This is a genomic window from Micromonospora noduli (assembly GCF_003264365.1).
Lineage (GTDB): Bacteria > Actinomycetota > Actinomycetes > Mycobacteriales > Micromonosporaceae > Micromonospora > Micromonospora noduli.
Window position 1 is genome coordinate 13863 of sequence record NZ_PYAK01000055.1, and the last position, 16346, is coordinate 30208.

Sequence of the window (16346 nt, forward strand, 5' to 3'; positions counted from 1 at the left end):
GACCGTAACGAGAGAAGCACTTCCGAAGTCAACGTGATCATGGTGGTATGCCCGTATTTACCCAGATACGTGTAGCCGATCATCCGACCCGGGGTGGGCCGGGTGGCCCGGGTGCCGCCACGCCCGCCGCCCGTGCCGCAGGATGAGCGGATGCCCGCCGATCTGACCGAACGCCTGGCCGCCCTGTTCCAGTGGATCGACCCCGGCCCGGACACCAGTCACCTGGTCAGCGACATCTCCGGTTGGTGGCGGGACCCGGCGGTGCTGGCCGAGCTGGGGCCGGCCCTGGTGGCACCGTACCGAGCCGCCCGGCCCACTGTGGTGCTCGCGCCGGCCGTCACCGGGCTGCTCCTCGGGCCGTTGGCCGCCACCGCCCTCGGGGTCGGCTTCGTGGCCGCCCACAAGCCCGCTGACGGGCGACTGCCGGCCGGGCCACTCACCTGGGCGCAGAGCCCACCGGACTACCGGGGCCGACGGATTGACCTCGCCGTACGGGACCGACACCTCGGCCCCGACGACCGGGTGCTGGTGGTGGACGACTGGGTACGTACCGGCGCGCAGCTACACGCCCTCTACGACATCTGCGCCGCGCGGGGCGCCGAGGTGCTGGGCACCGCCGTGGTGGCCGTGGACTGCCCGCCCGAGGTCGTGGCCGACCTACGGATCACCGGCCTGATCGACGCCGCGGATCTGCCCTCTTGACCTGAAGCGAGGTTCAACACCGACGATCGGCGGATGAGCGACGGAGTTCTCGACGAGGCGTACGAGCGGCTGCACCGCACCGGCCCCGAATACCAGGGCTGGCTGTCCAACCACGGGCCGATGGCCGTCGAGGCGCTGGTCCGACACGGGCACCCGCACCGGGTGCACCGTTGGCTCGACGACTACCTCGGCCGCCTCGACGAGTTGCCCCGAGGGCTGCACCCGATCGACGACTGGCGGTCAGCGCTGGGTGATCCGAAGCGCGCCGGCGACTGGCTGGACTACTTCGACAGGCAACTGCGCGAACACCCGTGGCGTGCGGTGCTCGGCACCTGGTGGCCCCGGCTGCTGCCGGGCATCGCCGCCGGCGCCACGCACGGTGTGATCCGGGTCGGGCACGCCGTACGCGCGCTCGACCCGGACGACGGAAACCGACAGCGGCTCACCGAGTTGGGCCAGGCCCTCGGCTACTGGGCGGCCCGGTGGCAGCCGATCCCCGGCACCGACCGGCTGCTCACCGGCGTCACGGACCAGCCAGGCACCGACGACAACGACGTGGCGGCCGCGCTGGCGGGACTGCCCCGGATCGACGACCAGACCGGCGGCGTCCGGGATCGGCTGGAGCAGTTGCCGGGCGTACCCCGATGGGAGCCGGCACTCGCGACGCTGCGCCCCGTGCGGAGCCCGGCCGAGGCGGAGCGCGGGCTCACCACGCTGGTGCACCGGGCCGGCCTGGACTACCTGCGCTTCGGACACGCCGCGCCGGTCATGCTGGTGCACGCGGTCACCGCGCCGACCGCCGTGCTGCGTACCCTGCCGGCACTGGACCGGGGTCTGTGGGCGCCGAGCCTCGCCGCGGCCTGGGCCGCGACGGCGGCCATGACCTCCGTGTACGCCCCAGCCAACGGCATCGCGCCACCCACAGTGACCCCAGCGACGCCGGCGGAGGTCTTCGCCCGCGCGGCCCGCCACGGCGACGAGCACGTGGTCAAGCTCGCCGACGCGATCCTCGACGCGTACGCGACCAGTGCTGACGAGCGGCTTCTCACCGCACCCGGCTACGCCGGCCAACTGATCTGAGCGGGTATTGCGGCGGCGGCCCCGGCCGCGCTGGCCTAGCCTCGGCAGGATGTGGCCTCGGATCGGTGAACTGCGCGCCCTCGCCCTCGGCACCCCCGGCGAGTTGCGGTCGACCCTCAACACCCTGGTGCTGGCCGGTGTGAAGACCGCGACGGCCGGCCGGCTCGCCGAGTACGCGGAAGAAGGCGAGGAGTTGGAGCACGTCGGCGAACGCCTGGCCCTGGTCGACGACGACAACGCACTGGCCGGCGTCGTGGAGATCACCGGAGTCGAGGTGGTCCGCTTCGCCGACGTGCCCTGGGACTTCGCCCACGCCGAGGGTGAGGGTGACCGCTCGATCGAGGAGTGGCGGGCCGGGCACTCGACCTACTGGGCGCGGCTCGGCACGCCGGTCGACGGCGACACCCCGATCGTCTGCCTGCGCTTCCGCCTGGTTTCCGGTGGCGAGGGCGGTGTGGCCAGCGGCGATCTCGGCACCTGACCGGCCGCCCCGGCCGGCTCGGTGTGGCGGCCTCAGCCGCGTAGTTGTGGCAGCAACCGCGTCGCCACGTCCACCAGGACGGCCTCGTCACCGGCGTACCAACTGCTGGCGCGCGGCCAGTGCGTCACCACGTCGGTGAAGCCCAGCTCGGCGGCCCGGCCGACCTGGTCGGCGAAGAACTGTGCGCTGCTGAGCGAGAAGACCGGCGCCGCGTCCAGTGAGAGGTAGCGGTCCAGACTGGCCGGGTCGCGGCCGGCCTCGTCCAGGGTCCGGTCCATCCGCGCGGACAGCGCCGACACACTGGCCCACCAGGCCGCCAGGTCGTTGTCGTCACCGGTGCCGGTGGTCACCCAGCCCTGCCCGAAGCGGGCCACCAACCGCATCGACCGTGGCCCGTTGGCGGCCACCACGAACGGCACCCGAGGCTGCTGCACGCAGCCGGGGTTGTTGCGGGCATCCACCGCGGCGAACCAGTCGCCACGCCAGGTGGTGCCGTCCTCCCGCAGGATCAGGTCCAACAACTCGGTGAACTCGGCGAACCGGTCGACCCGCTGACGCGGCGGCAGGGTCTCACCACCCAGCACCGCCGAGTCGAAGCCGATGCCACCCGCTCCCAGGCCGAGCAGCAGGCGGCCGGCGGAGACGTCGTCCACGGTGGTGATCTGCCGGGCGAACGCGGCCGGGTGCCGGAAGTTCGGCGACGCCACGAGGGTGCCCAGTCGAATCTGCGAGGTCACCGTGGCGGCCGCGGTCAGCGTGGCCATCGAGTCGAACCACGGGCCGTCGACCAGGTCACGCCAACCCAGGTGGTCGTACGTCCAGGCGTGGTCGAAGCCCCACTCGTCGACCTGCCGCCAGCGACGCTGCGACTCCGCCCACCGCTGGTCCGGCAGGATCACGATGCCAATCCGCATGATCGCCACCCTAGTCGGACCGGTCATCCGCCCCCAGCATCACGCTGAGCAGAGGACGGGGAGGCGTCCGGAACACCTTCGCCAGCCGACCTTCGCCGACCGGAAGTCGTAAATCCACCGTTGCGGCCAGCCCGTACCCTCCGGGGATGCCCACCGAAGGAGCGGCTGCTGACCGCGTATCCCCGGATCGCCGGGCGCGTCGGATCCGCATGATCCGCACGGTGGCGTTGCTGGTCGGGGTGATGGTTCCGTCCCTCGTTCTCTGCGAGCTGATCGAGGCCCGGTTCGGCCGCGGGCCGATCGCCGATCTCAGCGCGGTCGCGGTGCCGATAGCGGCGACCGCGTGGCTGGCGCCGTACGCCTCCTACCGGCGACGCGATGCCCTGCTCTGGCTGGTCGGCCCGGGCCTCTACTTCTTCGCGGTGATCGCCTGGCGGGTGGCCCTCGCGCCCTACCGGGACTGGAGCCCCCGCCCGGAGGAAAGGGCCCGGATGCGCTGGTCACGCGACCCGGAACACGCCGGGACGTGGTGCCTGACCGAGCCCGAGAGTGGCACGGGTCACACTTCTTCCCGGTAGGGACATCGCGTTCGGCTCCGACCCCTCGGGGAGCGGCACCCAGGCGGGGTGTCGCCCGAGGAGAGGACCAGAGCGCGATGACGAAGGTGACCGCACAGCTGTCGGTGTCGGTGGACGGCTTCTACGCCGGCCCGCAGTTCGACGGGAACGGCAACTGGATGGACTCGGCGGAGAGCGCGAAATTCTTCCGGGTCACCCGGTGGGCGACCGAAGCGGCGGCCTGGCGCGAACGGCAGGGCTTCGCCGGTGGGGAGCAGGACACCAACTCCGAGGTGATCGCCGAGTCGTTCGGGGCGGCCGGCGCGTACGTGATGGGGCGCCGGATGGCCGACGGGGGTGAGATCCCCTGGGGTGAGGAGCCGCCGTTTCGCGCGCCGGTCTTCGTCGTCACCCACCGCCCCCGCCAGCGGCTGCTGAAGGGCGGGGGCACCAGTTTCACCTACGTCACCGATGGCGTGGCCAGCGCCGTCGAGCAGGCGCGCGCCGTGGCCGGAGGCAAGGACGTCGCGGTGGCCGGAGGTGGCAGCCTGGTGCGGCAGGTGCTCAAGGCCGGTCTGCTCGACGAGTTGGAGTTGCACGTCGTACCGGTTGTGCTCGGCACCGGCCTGCGGCTCTTCGACGCGGACCTCGACCTGGGTGACCGGGAGGGAGTCGAGCTGACGCCGACTCGCGTCCTTGCCACCCCACAGGTGACCCACATCCGGTACGCGGTGCGCGGTCGCGCCCCGCTCGTGCTCGACGACCGGGGCCGCGGCGGTGGCCCGACGGTCACCGCGAACTGAATCACGGCCCATCGGAGGAAGGAGGAGACACCATGGCGCAACTGTTGCGGGTGCAGTGCTTCAACGTTTCGCGCGACGGGTTCGGAACCGGAGAGGGGCAGAGCCTGGAACGGCCCTTCGGTCACGCGGACCCCACCCCGCTGTTCTCCTGGCGTGCCGCCACCGCCAGCTTCGTGTATCGCACCGAGCCGGGCGGCACCCGTGGGCTGGACGACTACCTGACCCGCGACGCCGAGTGCAACATCGGCGCGGAGATCATGGGTCGCAACAAGTTCGGCCCCCAGCGTGGCCCCTGGAAGGACCATGACTGGCAGGGCTGGTGGGGGGACAACCCGCCGTTTCACACGCCGGTCTTCGTGCTCACCCACCATGTGCGCCCGTCGTTCAGCCTGTCCGACACCACGTTCCACTTCCGCGATGTCAGCCCGGCCGAGGCACTGGCCGAGGCGAAGCAGGCAGCCGAGGGTCGGGACGTACGCCTCGGTGGTGGGGTCGCGACCATCCGCGAGTTCATCGAGGCCGATCTGGTCGACACGATGCACATCGCCGTGGCGCCCGTCGACCTCCACCGGGGCGAGCGGTTGTGGGGCAGCCCTGACGAGTTGCTCGACCGCTTCCACCTCGAGTCGGTGCCCAGCCCCAGTGGGGTCACCCATCTCCTGTTCTGGAGGCGATGACCGCCCTCCTCCCCGGCACTGCCGTCTAGAGCCGGGCCAGCACCAGCAACCGGTTGCCGTCGGGGTCGGTGACCCGCGCGGACCGCTCGCCCCACGGCTGGTCGACCGGCTCCTCGGTGACTGTCGCCCCACCCGTGCGCAGCGCGCCCACGGCTGCGTCGCAGTCGTCGGCGTAGACGCACAACTCCCAGCGGTGCGAGTCGGCCGGCCCGCCAGCCTCCGGGTTGGCGGCCAGGCCGAGCTCGCTGCTGCCCAGCCGCAGAGCGACGAACTCCGGGGCGCCCTCGTCCGGGAACCGGTAGGTCAGCTCGAAGCCGACCACGTCCCGGTAGAACGCGATCAGTCGTGGCAGGTCAGGTGTCGTCACGATCGGGAAGGCTTCGGTGAACACGGACCACCTCCAGGCCGGACATTAGCCGGTGTCGAGGCCCAGCAGGAACCACCACGGGGGCGCGACAAGGAGAAACACGGTGTCAGTGGCCGTGTCAGTGCCATGACAGGGGGGTGACAGCCCAGCCGCCGATGGTAGCTGCATGACGAGTTCAGCGATTGCAGTCTCCGGGCTGCGGAAGGCCTACAAGGACAAGGTCGTGCTCGATGGCATCGACCTGGATGTCCCTGCGGGCACGATCTTCTCCCTGCTCGGCCCGAACGGGGCGGGTAAGACGACGACGGTGAACGTGCTGACCACGTTGGTGAAGGCCGACGGCGGGACCGTACGCATCGCAGGGCACGACGCCGCCACCGAGGCCAAGGCGGTGCGCGCGGCGATCGGTGTCACCGGTCAGTTCGCGGCGGTGGACGAACTGCTGACCGGCCGGGAGAACCTGCAACTGATGGTGGATCTCAGCCAGGTTCCGGGCAAGGACGGCAGGCGGGTCGTCACGGAGCTGCTGGAGCGGTTCGACCTGGTGGAGTCGGCACAGAAGCCGGTGTCGACCTATTCCGGTGGTATGCGCCGGAAGCTGGATCTGGCGATGACTCTTGTCGGCGACCCGCGGATCATCTTCCTCGACGAGCCGACGACGGGCCTGGACCCACGTAGCCGCCGCACGATGTGGTCGATCATCCGTGACCTGGTGGCCGACGGCGTGACGATCTTCCTCACCACTCAGTATCTGGAGGAAGCGGATCAGCTCGCCGACCGGATCGCCGTCCTCGACCAGGGGCGTCTGGTCGCCCAGGGCACGCCCGACGAGCTCAAGCGCCAGATCCCCGGCACTCACGTCCGGCTCCGGTTCACCACCGTCGCGGAACTCGACGCGGCCGCCCGGGTGCTCACCGACTCCACACGGGACGACGAGACACTGGCGCTGCGGGTTCCCAGCGACGGCGGAACAGCCTCACTGCGGGCCCTGCTGGACCGCCTCGACGAGTACGCGATCAGCGCCGAAGGGTTCTCCGTGCAGACGCCGGACCTCGACGACGTTTTCCTCGCCCTGACGGGCAGCCGCACCCAGGAGGTTTCCGCGAAATGAGCACCAAGTCGCACTCGATCGTCATGCTGCGTCGCAACTTCAAGCACATCGCCCGGAACCCGACCTCGGTGTTCAACGCGGTCCTGATGCCTATCGTGATCATGTTGATGTTCGTGTACATGTTCGGTGACGCCTTCAACGTCGGTGTCGACTACATCGACTACGCGACTCCCGGGCTGATGCTGTTGGCGGTCTGTTACGGGCTGGGGGCCACCGCAACCGCTGTGAACTCCGACATGACGAAGGGCATCATCAACCGGTTCAAAGTCATGCACGTCTCCCGCGGTGCGGTGCTGACCGGTCACGTCGTCGCCAGCGTGCTGACCAACCTGGTCGCCATCGCCGCCCTTGTCGGGGTGGCCTTCCTGCTCGGATTCAGCCCGTCGGCGAGCCTCCTCGGCTGGCTCGGCGCGATCGGCGTCATCGTGCTGCTCGGCTTCGCCGCCGGCTGGCTCACTGTCGCCCTGGGGCTTTCGGCGAAGTCTCCGGAAACGGCGGGGCTGGCCTCCGTACCGCTGGTCATGCTGCCGTTCTTCAGCAGCGCGATCGTGCCGGCGGACAAGATGGGGCCCGGGCTGCGGGAGTTCGCGGAATACCAGCCCTTCACGCCGATCATCGAAACCCTGCGCGGGTTCCTCAACGGAACGCCGTCCAGCGGTGACCTGATCCCCGCCCTCGTCTGGTGCGTCGGCATCGCTCTCGTCGGCTACCTGTGGGCGCGATCCACGTTCACGAAGCGAGCGTGACCGCTACCAACCGATTCCAGTCCGTCCGACTGCCTTCCCGCGCCGCCTCTGCGAAGCTCGCTTCGCCGAGGCGGCGCCGTATTTCCCGCTCGATCCGGGCCACATCCGGCTGGGAATGATCCTGCCGTCCGCGCACACCGGTGCTCGCGGCGAGCAGCCGCGCGGCCTGCTCATGCTGGTCACGGCGCAGCGCCAGGTCCGCGACGCCGACGAGTACCCGCGCGATCGAGGGTGCGTGTCCCGTCGCGGCTGCCGCCTCGCAGGCCAAGGAATGGTGTCTGCGCGCCTCACCGAGATCGTCCGCGACATAACCGAGCAGATCGTGGGTCACCACGCGGATGTGCGCCTGCTCCGCCTCGTCGCGCAACACTGTCGTCGCGACACCGACCTGGCGGGCCACCTCGTCGGCGTGGCCACGCCAGCGAGCGAGTTCCGCCTGTGACAGGGCCAGCACTGCCAACGAACCCGGCCACGTGACCCGCGCCGCGCATCGCCGCGCCTCGGCCATGGCAGCCGCGCTGGACTCCTCATCACCAAGCAACCAGTACAGCTGAGCCTGCCGGGACCGTATCCGGATGATGTCCTCGACGGTGCCGACCTCGGTGACGACCGCGGCGGCCTCTTCGTAGTGCTCGCACGCAGCGGCGAACTCACCGCGTACGGCAATCAACTCCGCCAGCTCGGTCAGGGCGAAGGAGATCCCGAACCGTTCGCCGAGTGCCCGGAACTCGGCGAGCGCCGCCACGAGATACGCCTCCACATCCCGACCGTCCTGGCCGAAGATGATCCGCATCTTGCCGAGTTGCAACCGGGCCAGTGCGCGTACCCAGGGATCCTCGTCGTTCAGCAACGGTTCCCACGCGGCCAGGATCGCGTCCGGGGCTCGCAACATGCGTTCCAGCGGGACGACCAGCGCCATCCCCGGGTGGCTGCCGTGACTGCGTTGGCTGAACTCGTACGCCTTGTGGATCCACTCCGCCGCATGGTGTTCGTCGCCCGGTCCCGAGTTCACGAAGAGCACGACGAGCGCGTACACAGTGGCCCGGATCTCGTCGCTGACCTCACCAGGCGTCTCAGTGGCCGCCGTGATCAGCTCCATGCCTTCGGTCCGGTGGCCACCGAGCCACCAGTACCAGCCGGCGCCCGCGGCCAGTCGCATGGCCGCGGGCGCTTCACCGGCGGCGAGGGCCCCACGCATCGCGGAACCGATGTTGTCGTGCTCAACTTCGAGAGCGGCGAGCCATTTCACCTGGTCCGCGCGGCGAAGCTGCGGCTCGGCGGTCTCGGCCAGTTCGGTGAAGTACGTCAGATGCGCGTGGCGCGCCAGGTCCGATTCCCCCGCCTCGACGAGGCGGTGCGCGGCGTACTCCTTGATCGTGCCGAGCATCCGGTAGCGCAGGGTCTCGTCGCCCTCGGCGACCAACAGCGACTTCTCGGCCAGCGCGGTGACCAGTTCGAGCACGTCCTCCGGCTCGACCTCGTCGCCGGCGCAGACCCGTTCGGCCGCTTCCAGACTCACCCCGCCCGAGAACACCGAGAGCCGGCGCAGGACCGCCCGTTCCGCGTCGGTCAGCAGCTCCCAACTCCAGTCGACCACCGCGCGCAGCGTTCGGTGCCGGGGCAACGCGGTACGGCTTCCGCCGGTCAGCAGACGGAACCGATCGTCGAGCCGCCTGGCGAGCTGGTCGATGGACATGGTGCGCAACCTGGCGGCGGCCAGTTCGATCGCCAACGGCATCCCGTCCAGCGCCCGACAGATCCGCGCCATCGTCGACAACGTGAGATCGTCGACCGCCAGATCCCTCCGCACCGCGACCGCTCGGTCCCGCAGCAACCGGACAGCGGGAGAGGTTTCGATCTCGCTGGGGTCGGCGTCGACGTCCGGCAGGGCCAGTGGCGCGACCGGCCAGAGCGCCTCGCCAGTGATGCCGAGCGGTTCCCTGCTCGTCGCGAGGATCCGCAGTCGCCGACACTCCCCGAGCAGCCGGTCGGCGAGCACCGCCGCCGACTCGATCACGTGCTCGCAGTTGTCCAGGATCAGCAGCGCCTCCCGCTCGCGGATAGCGGCGACGAGCCGGTCGATCAACTCCATGCTCGGTGCCTCGCCGAGCAGAGCGTCCCGAAGTCCGAGCCCCGTGAGCGTCGCCTGCACGACGTCACCGTCCGCGCCGATGGCGGCGAACTCGACCAGCCAGGCGCCGTCCGGCAGGTTGTCGAGCATTCTGCGCGCGGTTTCCGTGGCCAGCCGGGTCTTCCCGGAGCCACCCGGCCCGATCAGGGTCGTGAGCCGGTGTTCGGCGACGAGCGCGCCGACCTCGGCGACGGCCTCGTCCTTACCGATGAAGCTGCTCAACTCGGCGCGAAGGTTGGTCTTCCGGTTCTCCTCGCGGCGTTGCACCTCACCCCGCAGGAGCGCGACGTGCAACGCCGCGAGTTCCGGTGAGGGGTCGACGCCCAGCGCGTCGGCCAGGGCCTCGCTCGTGCGCTGATACACGAGCAGCGCCTCGTTGTCTCGGCCGCTCGCCGCGAGGGCCCGCATCAACGCGAGAACCAGCCGTTCCCGCACCGGGTGCGCGGCCACCAGGTCGGTCAGCTCGGCGACCAGCTCCGGCCCGCGGCCGAGGCTGACCTCCACGTCGAAGCGATCCTCCAGGGCGGTCAGACGCAGCCTGTCGAATCGGGTGACCGCCGCGTCGAGCGCGGTGCTGTCGACAAGACCGACGTCCTGCATCGCCGCACCGCGCCACAGGTCGAGGGCCTCGCGCAGCCGCCGTACCCGCTGCGGGCCCTCGTCATCGCGAGCCAGGCCGACGAGGCGTTCGAACCGTACGGCGTCGACGACGTCGGGTTCGACCAGCAACCGGTAGCCGTCCGTCTGTCCGTCGATCGCCCCCTCCGGCAGCGCCTTCCGCAGCCGGGAAACCAGGCGGTGCAGGGCGTTCGCCGCGTCGGAGGGCGGATGTTCGCCCCAGATCCAGTCGACGAGGGTCCCCTTCGGGACCACGTGGCCCGGGTTGAGCGCGAGGGCGGTCAACAGCCCGCGCAGCCGCGCGCCCGGCACGTCAATGAGGGTGCCGACGTCCGTGCGAACCTCGAATGGACCAAGCATCCCGACCTGCACCTGGCAGATCTTGCCATGAACATGAGAAGCATCCGTGTCGCCGGCACCCGCTCCGCCGGCGGCTGTCGGGGCGGAGGAGAAACGCGTGAAGCTCCTGGCGCCCGTCCCGAAATGAGATGCGCACCGGCTGGCCGACCTGTTGGATCTCGACATGGCGCATGAGCTCGTTCGTCCTCGGAAAGCACGTCCGGGGGACCACCTCGCGGTCCTCTCGCCGTCCTTCGCTGCGCCCGGTGCCTATCCCGGGATCCACGAGCAGGCCATGCGACGGCTTGCCGACCTGACCGGCCTCGTCCCGGTCGAATACCCCACCACCCGCCAGGTGGGTGCGAGCGCGGCAGCGCGCGCGGCGGACATCAACGCCGCCTTCGCGGACCCCCAGGTACGCGGCATTCTCGCCGTCATCGGCGGCGACGACCAGATCACCGTCATCCCCCACCTGGACGCCGACCTGGCCCGCGCCGACCCGAAGCCGTTCCTCGGCACCAGCGACAACACCAACCTGCACCACTGGCTCTGGGGCCTCGGCATCGCCAGCTTCTACGGCGGGTCCTCCCAGGTGCACCTCGGCCCCGGGCCTGCCGTCGACGACATCCACGTCCGGTCGCTGCGGGCGGCACTGCTCACCGGGGAGCAGCTGGAGATCACCGACCCGGGTGAGTCCGAGGACATCGGCATCGACTGGGCAGACCCGCAGGCGTTGAAGTCCTTTGGAGAGCGCGAACCGACAGAGCCGTGGAGCTGGTACGGGCCGCCCCGCGCGGTCACCGGCCCCACCTGGGGTGGCTGCCTGGAGGTCATCCAGTGGATCCTGACGGCGGGACGCTTTCCCTTTTCCCCGGAGGCCCTGCACGGTGGGGTGCTGATCATCGAGACGTCGGAGGAACTTCTCCCCGCACGCGAGGTCGGCTGGATCGTCCGATCACTGGGTGAACGCGGTCTCCTCAGCGCCGTCGACGCGGTCCTGGTCGCCCGTCCGCCGGTCTCCGACCACACCCGTCGACCCTCGGCTGCCGATCGGGCACGGCTTCGCGAGCAGCAGCGCGACACTGTCGTCGACGTGGTGACCCGATACAACCCCGAGGCGGTCGTCTGCGTCGGGGTCCCATTCGGCCACACCAGACCACAGTGGATCCTCCCTCACGGCGGCCCGATCACCGTCGACGGCGTGGAACGCCGGATCTTCGCCGACTACCGATAGGGGCGTCCTTCCTCGCCGCACGAATGTGGTTCCGAGGAGCTTGCACACCACGCCCGTCGGACTCTGCTGTTGGCCGAGCTCGATGCCGTTCTGTGGGTGCGACGTCCTCCTGCGGCGGGCGCGAATCCGGTGGACCGGCACCCATTGTCGTTGGAAACTGCGGGGATGGAACCGACACAGACGGCCCTCATCGTGCCGATACCCGAGGCTGAGGAGGCGGTGGGGCGGTTCCGGGCATCGCTCGACAGGGCCGCCGGGTGGGGGGTGCCAGCGCACGTGACAGTCCTCTACCCGTTCCTGCCCCCGCAGCAGATCGATGAGCAGGTCTTGGCGGTGCTGCGCGAGACCATCGCCGGCATACCGCGGTTCGACGTCGCACTGACACACGTCGGCTGGTTTGGTGAGACCGTCGTCTGGCTTGCTCCGCAGCCAGCTCGCCCGTTCCGGGGGCTCACTTCGGCGGTGTGTCAGCAGTTTCCCGAGGCGCCCCCGTATGCCGGGGCGCACAGCGACGTGGTGCCGCACCTGACCATCGGTCACGACGCCGCCAAGCTCACGCTGAGTCACGCCGCGGAAACCATCTCCGCGCACCTACCGATCAACGCAGCCATCGACAGAGTCCGGCTCATTGCCGGAACGCCGGACATCAACCCTTGGCCTACCATCTGCGAGTTCCCGCTGGGTGCGATACCACCGGCGCCGGCTGGTACGGAAGTCACAGCGTCCTGACTAGGGCCTCGACCGTGGAGCGGGCGACGGGCGACACCGAATGACAGGACCACGCCGTCCACTTGGGTGCGCCCTGCCTCCCACAGCAGCCCGCCAGCGAGGACCCGTGCGGGGTGCATGCCCATTGGTGATGCAACCTGCATTCAAGCGCTACGTAAGCCAATTTGGTGACGGACCTACTGCCTGTGAGACCAGCAGAAGGTGCGGGGACAGGGCAGTGCATCCGTTGTCGGTGTTGCTCCTGACCTGCAACCACGGGCCGAGGAGGGCGCAGGGTTGATGAGGCGAACGAACAGGCGAGAGAGACGGACAGGCCAAGGCCGGCCAACCACGCCAGGTGAGTGGGCAGCGCTGATCGGCAGCATCGCTGCGCTCGTCGGTGCCGTCGCTAGCCTTCTCGCAGCTCTGGAGTAGTAGCGCCGTAACCGCACCAGGACGAGCAGATCGCCGCTCGCTCGACTCGCAGCGCAAGAGGAGTCAGGATCGGGCAGATAGCGGGTACGGCAAGCGCAAGAAGTGATCGGAACGGATGAGGCCCAGGTCGGGAACATGTCCTGACCTGGGCCTTCGCAGTGGAGCGGGTGACGGGAATCGAACCAGCACTGTCAGCTTGGGACTCGCACAATGTCAAGCCCCGAGTTTGATGGTCAGCTGGTTTTCAGGGGTGCGGTGACCGGGTGGGTCATCGCGTGTAGGGCCTCGTGTTCGGCGGGCGGGATGTGCCCGAGCTCGCCGTGCAAGCGGTGGTTGTTGTACCAGTCGATGTACTCGACGGTGGCCATCTCCAGGTCGTCGAGCCCGCGCCACGGACCTCGGTTGCGGACGAGTTCGGCCTTGTAGAGGGAGTTGAACGCCTCGGGCATCGCGTTGTCGTACGAGTCGTCTTGGACCCGACCGAGGCGACAGCGCCAGCCTCGTCGTCCAAACGGCACGGGCAGTCGCCGGAGGCGAAAAACCGTATGCTGCGGCCCGAATGGAATCGGGGGATCAATGAGTGTGGGTGATCGGATACGCGGGGGACCGCTCATCACGAGCGTGCTGGTATTGGCGGGACTTGCCGGCTGCGTGGAACAGCCTGTCCCGCCGGCACCGCCGCCGCCGTCGGTGAGCCCCACGCGCTCGGCTCTACCCAGCGAGCCGCAGGCTCTGATGGCGACTGTTGGCGGGCTGGTCGAGCAGGCCGGTGTCGGCGACGACATCCGGCAGGGCGAGATTGAGATCGGCGAAGCGTGGTACGAACCCTGCGACTTGCTCACCGCCGACCCGGACCGGGCAAAGGGGGCCGGGTTGCAGCTTGATGCGGTGTGGGCGGCTGGCCTTGAGGTCAACCCCGTGCCATCTTTTCAGAACATTCAAACCCCGATGACCCTCTTGGACGTCAGGGTGGTCCATTTGTCCGATGCGTCTGCGGCCGTCGCCGCCGAAACGAGGGCGCGAACCGCACGCTGCCCGAGCGACGACTTCCACCTCAACATCGGCCAAGCGACTGCCCGGTGGGGGTCACGCGCGGTGACCATCGATTCGACGAGCGCGCGGCTAACCACGGCGACGGTGAAACGAGTGAACCCGGAAATCGACGCAGGGGTCAATTATCTGCCCGGCGACGCCCGGCTGGTCTTCGCGCACGGACCACTGCTGATCAGCATCGAGGCGCTCACGCTGTGGCCACGCAAGCAAAACTCCGCTGCCGAGATCACCGCCGCGGCTCAGGAGAAGGCGATGACCCTGGCGGCGGCGATCGTGAAGACCCTTCCAACGTCAAGCGAGAACTGACGCCGCACGTCACGACGAGGCCGTGGCGGGGATGCGGCGCGTGCACCCCGGGCAGGCCCCTGGCCTGCCCGGCAATAGCCGGCCGAGGGGTCGCAAAGGTTCCGTGCTCAAGGGCGGCCCGCAGGGCCGTCGCGCAACATCCGCTCATACCTGGACGACTTCGTCGACGAGGACCAGGACGCCCTCGTCCTCACCGGTGCGAAGGGTGCCGTCCTACGCCGCTCCAACTTCCAGACCGCCTGCAAGTGGCGCGAGTCGGTGGCTGCGGCCGGCCTGCCCGGCTTCCACTTCCACGACCTGAGGCACACCGGCAACGCCCTGGTGTCCCGGACCGGGGCGAACCTGTGAGCGACGCCGTGAAAGGCCGAGCAAAGGCGGGCAAGAAGCGTGGCTACTGGCCCGTGGATGGCCCGTCCGGCGCTGCAGGCCCCCGCAACGTCGAAGGCCCTGGCTCGGACTGACGTCCTGACCAGGGCCTTCGCAGTGGAGCGGGTGACGGGAATCGAACCCGCACTGTCAGCTTGGGAAGCTGATGTTCTGCCATTGAACTACACCCGCAAGCGGCACCACTGTACCCGAGTCGTCGAACCCGTGCACCCAGGTACCCCCGCCGGCCGCAGGTGTCCCCGTACCGCTCCGCCCGGGTTGATCCACTCGGCTTTCTGGAAGTCGGGGCATCCGGAGCGCTGGGACACCGCGATCTTCTTGAAGTCGAGTTGATCACCGCAGGCGGCGGGCGGCGGGTGCCGGCTCCGTTACGACTGAGCCGGCACCGATGATCTTCCGGCCCTGGTCAGGCGGCCGTGCACTGGACGTCACGGCTGAGGCGGGTCGGGCGCGCCTGCGGGACGGCGAGGGGCGCGGCCACCGCCGACGGGGCGTTTGGGTCGAGCCAGACCCGAACGGCCGGCCGACCCGGCGCGAGGCCCGGGATGCCAGCGATGTGCTGCTCGCGGCGGGTGAGCATGGCCACGTCGACAGTGAACTCGAAGAGCCGCCAGTCGACCTGCGGCTCGGCCCGGGCGCTGTGCGCCAACTGCGCCACGAGGACCGGATCGGTCACCGGACGGGCACGCCCCGCCACGTACGCCTCGTCGTCGCTCTCCTCCGCAGGGAACGAGTGCAGCGCGTAACGGCCGTCACGTTCGAGGTCGCGGCGCTTGGGCGAGTCGATGATGAAGCAGAACAGCCCCTCGGCGGTGATGACCGGGGAGACCGGATGGACGCGGGGCCCGCCGTCGGCACGGACCGTGGCCAGATAGCCGAAGCCCGGCCCGTATTGCTGGAGGAGAACGCGGATCCCGTCGGCGAGTCGGGGCTCGTCGGCGGCGAATTCGGACCAGGAAGCCATGTGGGCATTCTATCGAACAAATGTACGAGCAGCGACCTCGACGCGCTGGTCACCGGCACCGAATCCGGCCACTTTTGGCAACGCGGCTATGGTGGTCCGATGCTGCTCTCCGACCGCGACCTGGTCTCCGAGATCAAGGCCGGCACGCTGGGCCTGGAGCCGTTCGAGCCCACGCTGGTCCAACCGTCCAGCATCGACGTCCGACTCGACCGGCTGTTCCGGGTTTTCAACAACCACCTCTATACCCACATCGATCCCGCCATGCAGCAGGACGACCTGACCTCGGCGGTCGAGGTCCCCGACGGCGAGCCGTTCGTGCTGCACCCGGGGGAGTTCGTCCTCGCCTCGACACTGGAGGTCATCTCGCTGGGTGACCAGCTCGCCGGCCGACTGGAGGGCAAGAGCTCCCTGGGCCGGCTCGGGCTGCTCACGCACTCCACCGCCGGCTTCATCGACCCGGGCTTCTCCGGTCACGTGACGCTGGAACTCTCGAACGTGGCGAACCTGCCGATCACCCTGTGGCCGGGCATGAAGATCGGGCAGCTCTGCATCTTCCGACTCTCCTCGCCGGCCGAGCACCCGTACGGCTCGGTGGTCTACGGCTCGCGCTACCAGGGCCAGCGGGGGCCGACACCCAGCCGCGCCTGGCAGCACTGGCGCACCTGGCCAACCCGCTGAGGTTCGGCCGCCAGGACCGAGACGACGAGGGCCCGCCGCGACGGATCGCGACGGG

Annotated in this window: 17 protein-coding genes and 1 tRNA gene; 12 read left to right on the forward strand and 6 right to left on the reverse strand. The window is 69.6% G+C overall.

Annotated elements, in window-relative coordinates; genetic code table 11:
- The first annotated feature begins 150 nt into the window (after nt 1–150).
- The 3 genes from GUI43_RS27520 to GUI43_RS27530 are packed head-to-tail and all read left to right on the forward strand — an operon-like array spanning nt 151 to nt 2263.
- Nucleotides 151–702 carry a phosphoribosyltransferase family protein gene (locus tag GUI43_RS27520; protein ID WP_112700120.1) on the forward strand — a complete coding sequence of 184 codons (552 nt, stop codon included), beginning with the start codon at nt 151–153 and terminating at the stop codon, nt 700–702.
- A gap of 33 nt (nt 703–735) precedes the next feature.
- Entirely contained in the window at nt 736–1782 is a 1047-nt protein-coding gene (locus tag GUI43_RS27525; RefSeq protein WP_112700110.1) for a questin oxidase family protein, read from the forward strand.
- Between the two features lie 49 nt (nt 1783–1831).
- Nucleotides 1832–2263 (forward strand): ASCH domain-containing protein, encoded by a 432-nt coding sequence (locus GUI43_RS27530; RefSeq protein ID WP_112700111.1) that lies wholly within the window; start codon nt 1832–1834, stop codon nt 2261–2263.
- Between the two features lie 32 nt (nt 2264–2295).
- On the opposite strand, the gene GUI43_RS27535 is transcribed toward GUI43_RS27530, so the two are convergent.
- On the reverse strand, nt 2296–3204 hold the full coding sequence (locus GUI43_RS27535) for an LLM class flavin-dependent oxidoreductase (RefSeq protein WP_112700112.1): 909 nt from the start codon (nt 3202–3204) through the stop codon (nt 2296–2298).
- Nucleotides 3205–3386: 182 nt separating this feature from the next.
- Here GUI43_RS27535 and GUI43_RS27540 point away from each other — a divergent pair, with 182 nt between their 5' ends.
- The 3 genes from GUI43_RS27540 (at nt 3387) to GUI43_RS27550 (ending at nt 5214) form a co-directional block, all read left to right on the forward strand.
- A complete protein-coding gene (locus tag GUI43_RS27540; protein ID WP_112700113.1) occupies nt 3387–3755 on the forward strand; it encodes a hypothetical protein in 369 nt (122 codons plus the stop codon).
- A 77-nt stretch (nt 3756–3832) separates the two neighbouring features.
- Entirely contained in the window at nt 3833–4537 is a 705-nt protein-coding gene (locus GUI43_RS27545; RefSeq protein WP_112700114.1) for a dihydrofolate reductase family protein, read from the forward strand.
- A 32-nt stretch (nt 4538–4569) separates the two neighbouring features.
- Nucleotides 4570–5214, forward strand: coding sequence for a dihydrofolate reductase family protein (locus GUI43_RS27550; protein ID WP_112601094.1), 645 nt, complete (start codon nt 4570–4572; stop codon nt 5212–5214).
- Between the two features lie 25 nt (nt 5215–5239).
- Here the strand turns inward: GUI43_RS27550 and GUI43_RS27555 are convergent, their stop codons facing one another.
- Nucleotides 5240–5605, reverse strand: coding sequence for a VOC family protein (locus GUI43_RS27555; protein WP_112586050.1), 366 nt, complete (start codon nt 5603–5605; stop codon nt 5240–5242).
- A gap of 142 nt (nt 5606–5747) precedes the next feature.
- On the opposite strand from GUI43_RS27555, the gene GUI43_RS27560 reads away from it, so the two are divergent.
- Nucleotides 5748–6692 carry an ATP-binding cassette domain-containing protein gene (locus GUI43_RS27560; protein ID WP_112700115.1) on the forward strand — a complete coding sequence of 315 codons (945 nt, stop codon included), beginning with the start codon at nt 5748–5750 and terminating at the stop codon, nt 6690–6692.
- The gene (locus tag GUI43_RS27565; RefSeq protein ID WP_112586046.1) at nt 6689–7438 is read left to right on the forward strand and encodes an ABC transporter permease; all 750 of its coding nucleotides are present in this window, start codon (nt 6689–6691) and stop codon (nt 7436–7438) included. Before GUI43_RS27560 ends, GUI43_RS27565 begins: the two co-directional genes overlap by 4 nt.
- Here the strand turns inward: GUI43_RS27565 and GUI43_RS27570 are convergent.
- Nucleotides 7422–10559 (reverse strand): ATP-binding protein, encoded by a 3138-nt coding sequence (locus GUI43_RS27570; RefSeq protein WP_112700116.1) that lies wholly within the window; start codon nt 10557–10559, stop codon nt 7422–7424. The genes GUI43_RS27565 and GUI43_RS27570 overlap by 17 nt on opposite strands.
- A 262-nt stretch (nt 10560–10821) precedes the next feature.
- On the opposite strand from GUI43_RS27570, the gene GUI43_RS27575 reads away from it, so the two are divergent.
- Together GUI43_RS27575 and GUI43_RS27580 are read left to right on the forward strand one after the other, a co-directional pair.
- Complete coding sequence (locus tag GUI43_RS27575; RefSeq protein ID WP_249037863.1) at nt 10822–11760, forward strand: LD-carboxypeptidase; 939 nt, start codon at nt 10822–10824, stop codon at nt 11758–11760.
- Nucleotides 11761–11925: 165 nt separating this feature from the next.
- Nucleotides 11926–12489 carry a 2'-5' RNA ligase family protein gene (locus tag GUI43_RS27580; RefSeq protein ID WP_112586042.1) on the forward strand — a complete coding sequence of 188 codons (564 nt, stop codon included), beginning with the start codon at nt 11926–11928 and terminating at the stop codon, nt 12487–12489.
- A gap of 647 nt (nt 12490–13136) precedes the next feature.
- Here the strand turns inward: GUI43_RS27580 and GUI43_RS35195 are convergent.
- Nucleotides 13137–13688, reverse strand: a complete 552-nt coding sequence (locus tag GUI43_RS35195) for an integrase core domain-containing protein (protein WP_112700118.1) — start codon at nt 13686–13688, stop codon at nt 13137–13139.
- Between GUI43_RS35195 and GUI43_RS27590 the strand changes: the two genes are divergently transcribed.
- Nucleotides 13639–14262, forward strand: coding sequence for a hypothetical protein (locus GUI43_RS27590; protein ID WP_112601103.1), 624 nt, complete (start codon nt 13639–13641; stop codon nt 14260–14262). The two genes, GUI43_RS35195 and GUI43_RS27590, sit on opposite strands and share 50 nt — an antisense overlap.
- 484 nt (nt 14263–14746) lie before the next feature.
- On the opposite strand, the gene GUI43_RS27600 is transcribed toward GUI43_RS27590, so the two are convergent.
- Nucleotides 14747–14820: transfer RNA gene (locus GUI43_RS27600), tRNA-Gly, on the reverse strand.
- Between the two features lie 235 nt (nt 14821–15055).
- Complete coding sequence (locus GUI43_RS27605; RefSeq protein ID WP_112586041.1) at nt 15056–15613, reverse strand: pyridoxamine 5'-phosphate oxidase family protein; 558 nt, start codon at nt 15611–15613, stop codon at nt 15056–15058.
- A 99-nt stretch (nt 15614–15712) separates the two neighbouring features.
- On the opposite strand from GUI43_RS27605, the gene dcd reads away from it, so the two are divergent.
- Entirely contained in the window at nt 15713–16291 is a 579-nt protein-coding gene (gene dcd / locus GUI43_RS27610) for a dCTP deaminase (protein WP_030332009.1), read from the forward strand.
- Nucleotides 16292–16346 lie beyond the last annotated feature (55 nt).

Bases quoted from the DNA above. Each gene is read 5' to 3' on its own strand.
- GUI43_RS27520 (WP_112700120.1), top strand. From the start codon at position 151: ATGCCCGCCGATCTGACCGAACGCCTGGCCGCCCTGTTCCAGTGGATC.
- GUI43_RS35195 (WP_112700118.1), bottom strand. From the start codon at position 13,688: ATGTCGTCGCCGACACCGGCCTGCTCGACCAGCCCGCCAACAGTCGCC.
- GUI43_RS27525 (WP_112700110.1), top strand. From the start codon at position 736: ATGAGCGACGGAGTTCTCGACGAGGCGTACGAGCGGCTGCACCGCACC.
- GUI43_RS27590 (WP_112601103.1), top strand. From the start codon at position 13,639: ATGGCGACTGTTGGCGGGCTGGTCGAGCAGGCCGGTGTCGGCGACGAC.
- GUI43_RS27560 (WP_112700115.1), top strand. From the start codon at position 5,748: ATGACGAGTTCAGCGATTGCAGTCTCCGGGCTGCGGAAGGCCTACAAG.
- GUI43_RS27535 (WP_112700112.1), bottom strand. From the start codon at position 3,204: ATGACCGGTCCGACTAGGGTGGCGATCATGCGGATTGGCATCGTGATC.
- GUI43_RS27575 (WP_249037863.1), top strand. From the start codon at position 10,822: ATGCGACGGCTTGCCGACCTGACCGGCCTCGTCCCGGTCGAATACCCC.
- GUI43_RS27530 (WP_112700111.1), top strand. From the start codon at position 1,832: ATGTGGCCTCGGATCGGTGAACTGCGCGCCCTCGCCCTCGGCACCCCC.
- GUI43_RS27550 (WP_112601094.1), top strand. From the start codon at position 4,570: ATGGCGCAACTGTTGCGGGTGCAGTGCTTCAACGTTTCGCGCGACGGG.
- GUI43_RS27545 (WP_112700114.1), top strand. From the start codon at position 3,833: ATGACGAAGGTGACCGCACAGCTGTCGGTGTCGGTGGACGGCTTCTAC.
- GUI43_RS27565 (WP_112586046.1), top strand. From the start codon at position 6,689: ATGAGCACCAAGTCGCACTCGATCGTCATGCTGCGTCGCAACTTCAAG.
- dcd (WP_030332009.1), top strand. From the start codon at position 15,713: ATGCTGCTCTCCGACCGCGACCTGGTCTCCGAGATCAAGGCCGGCACG.
- GUI43_RS27605 (WP_112586041.1), bottom strand. From the start codon at position 15,613: ATGGCTTCCTGGTCCGAATTCGCCGCCGACGAGCCCCGACTCGCCGAC.
- GUI43_RS27540 (WP_112700113.1), top strand. From the start codon at position 3,387: ATGATCCGCACGGTGGCGTTGCTGGTCGGGGTGATGGTTCCGTCCCTC.
- GUI43_RS27580 (WP_112586042.1), top strand. From the start codon at position 11,926: ATGGAACCGACACAGACGGCCCTCATCGTGCCGATACCCGAGGCTGAG.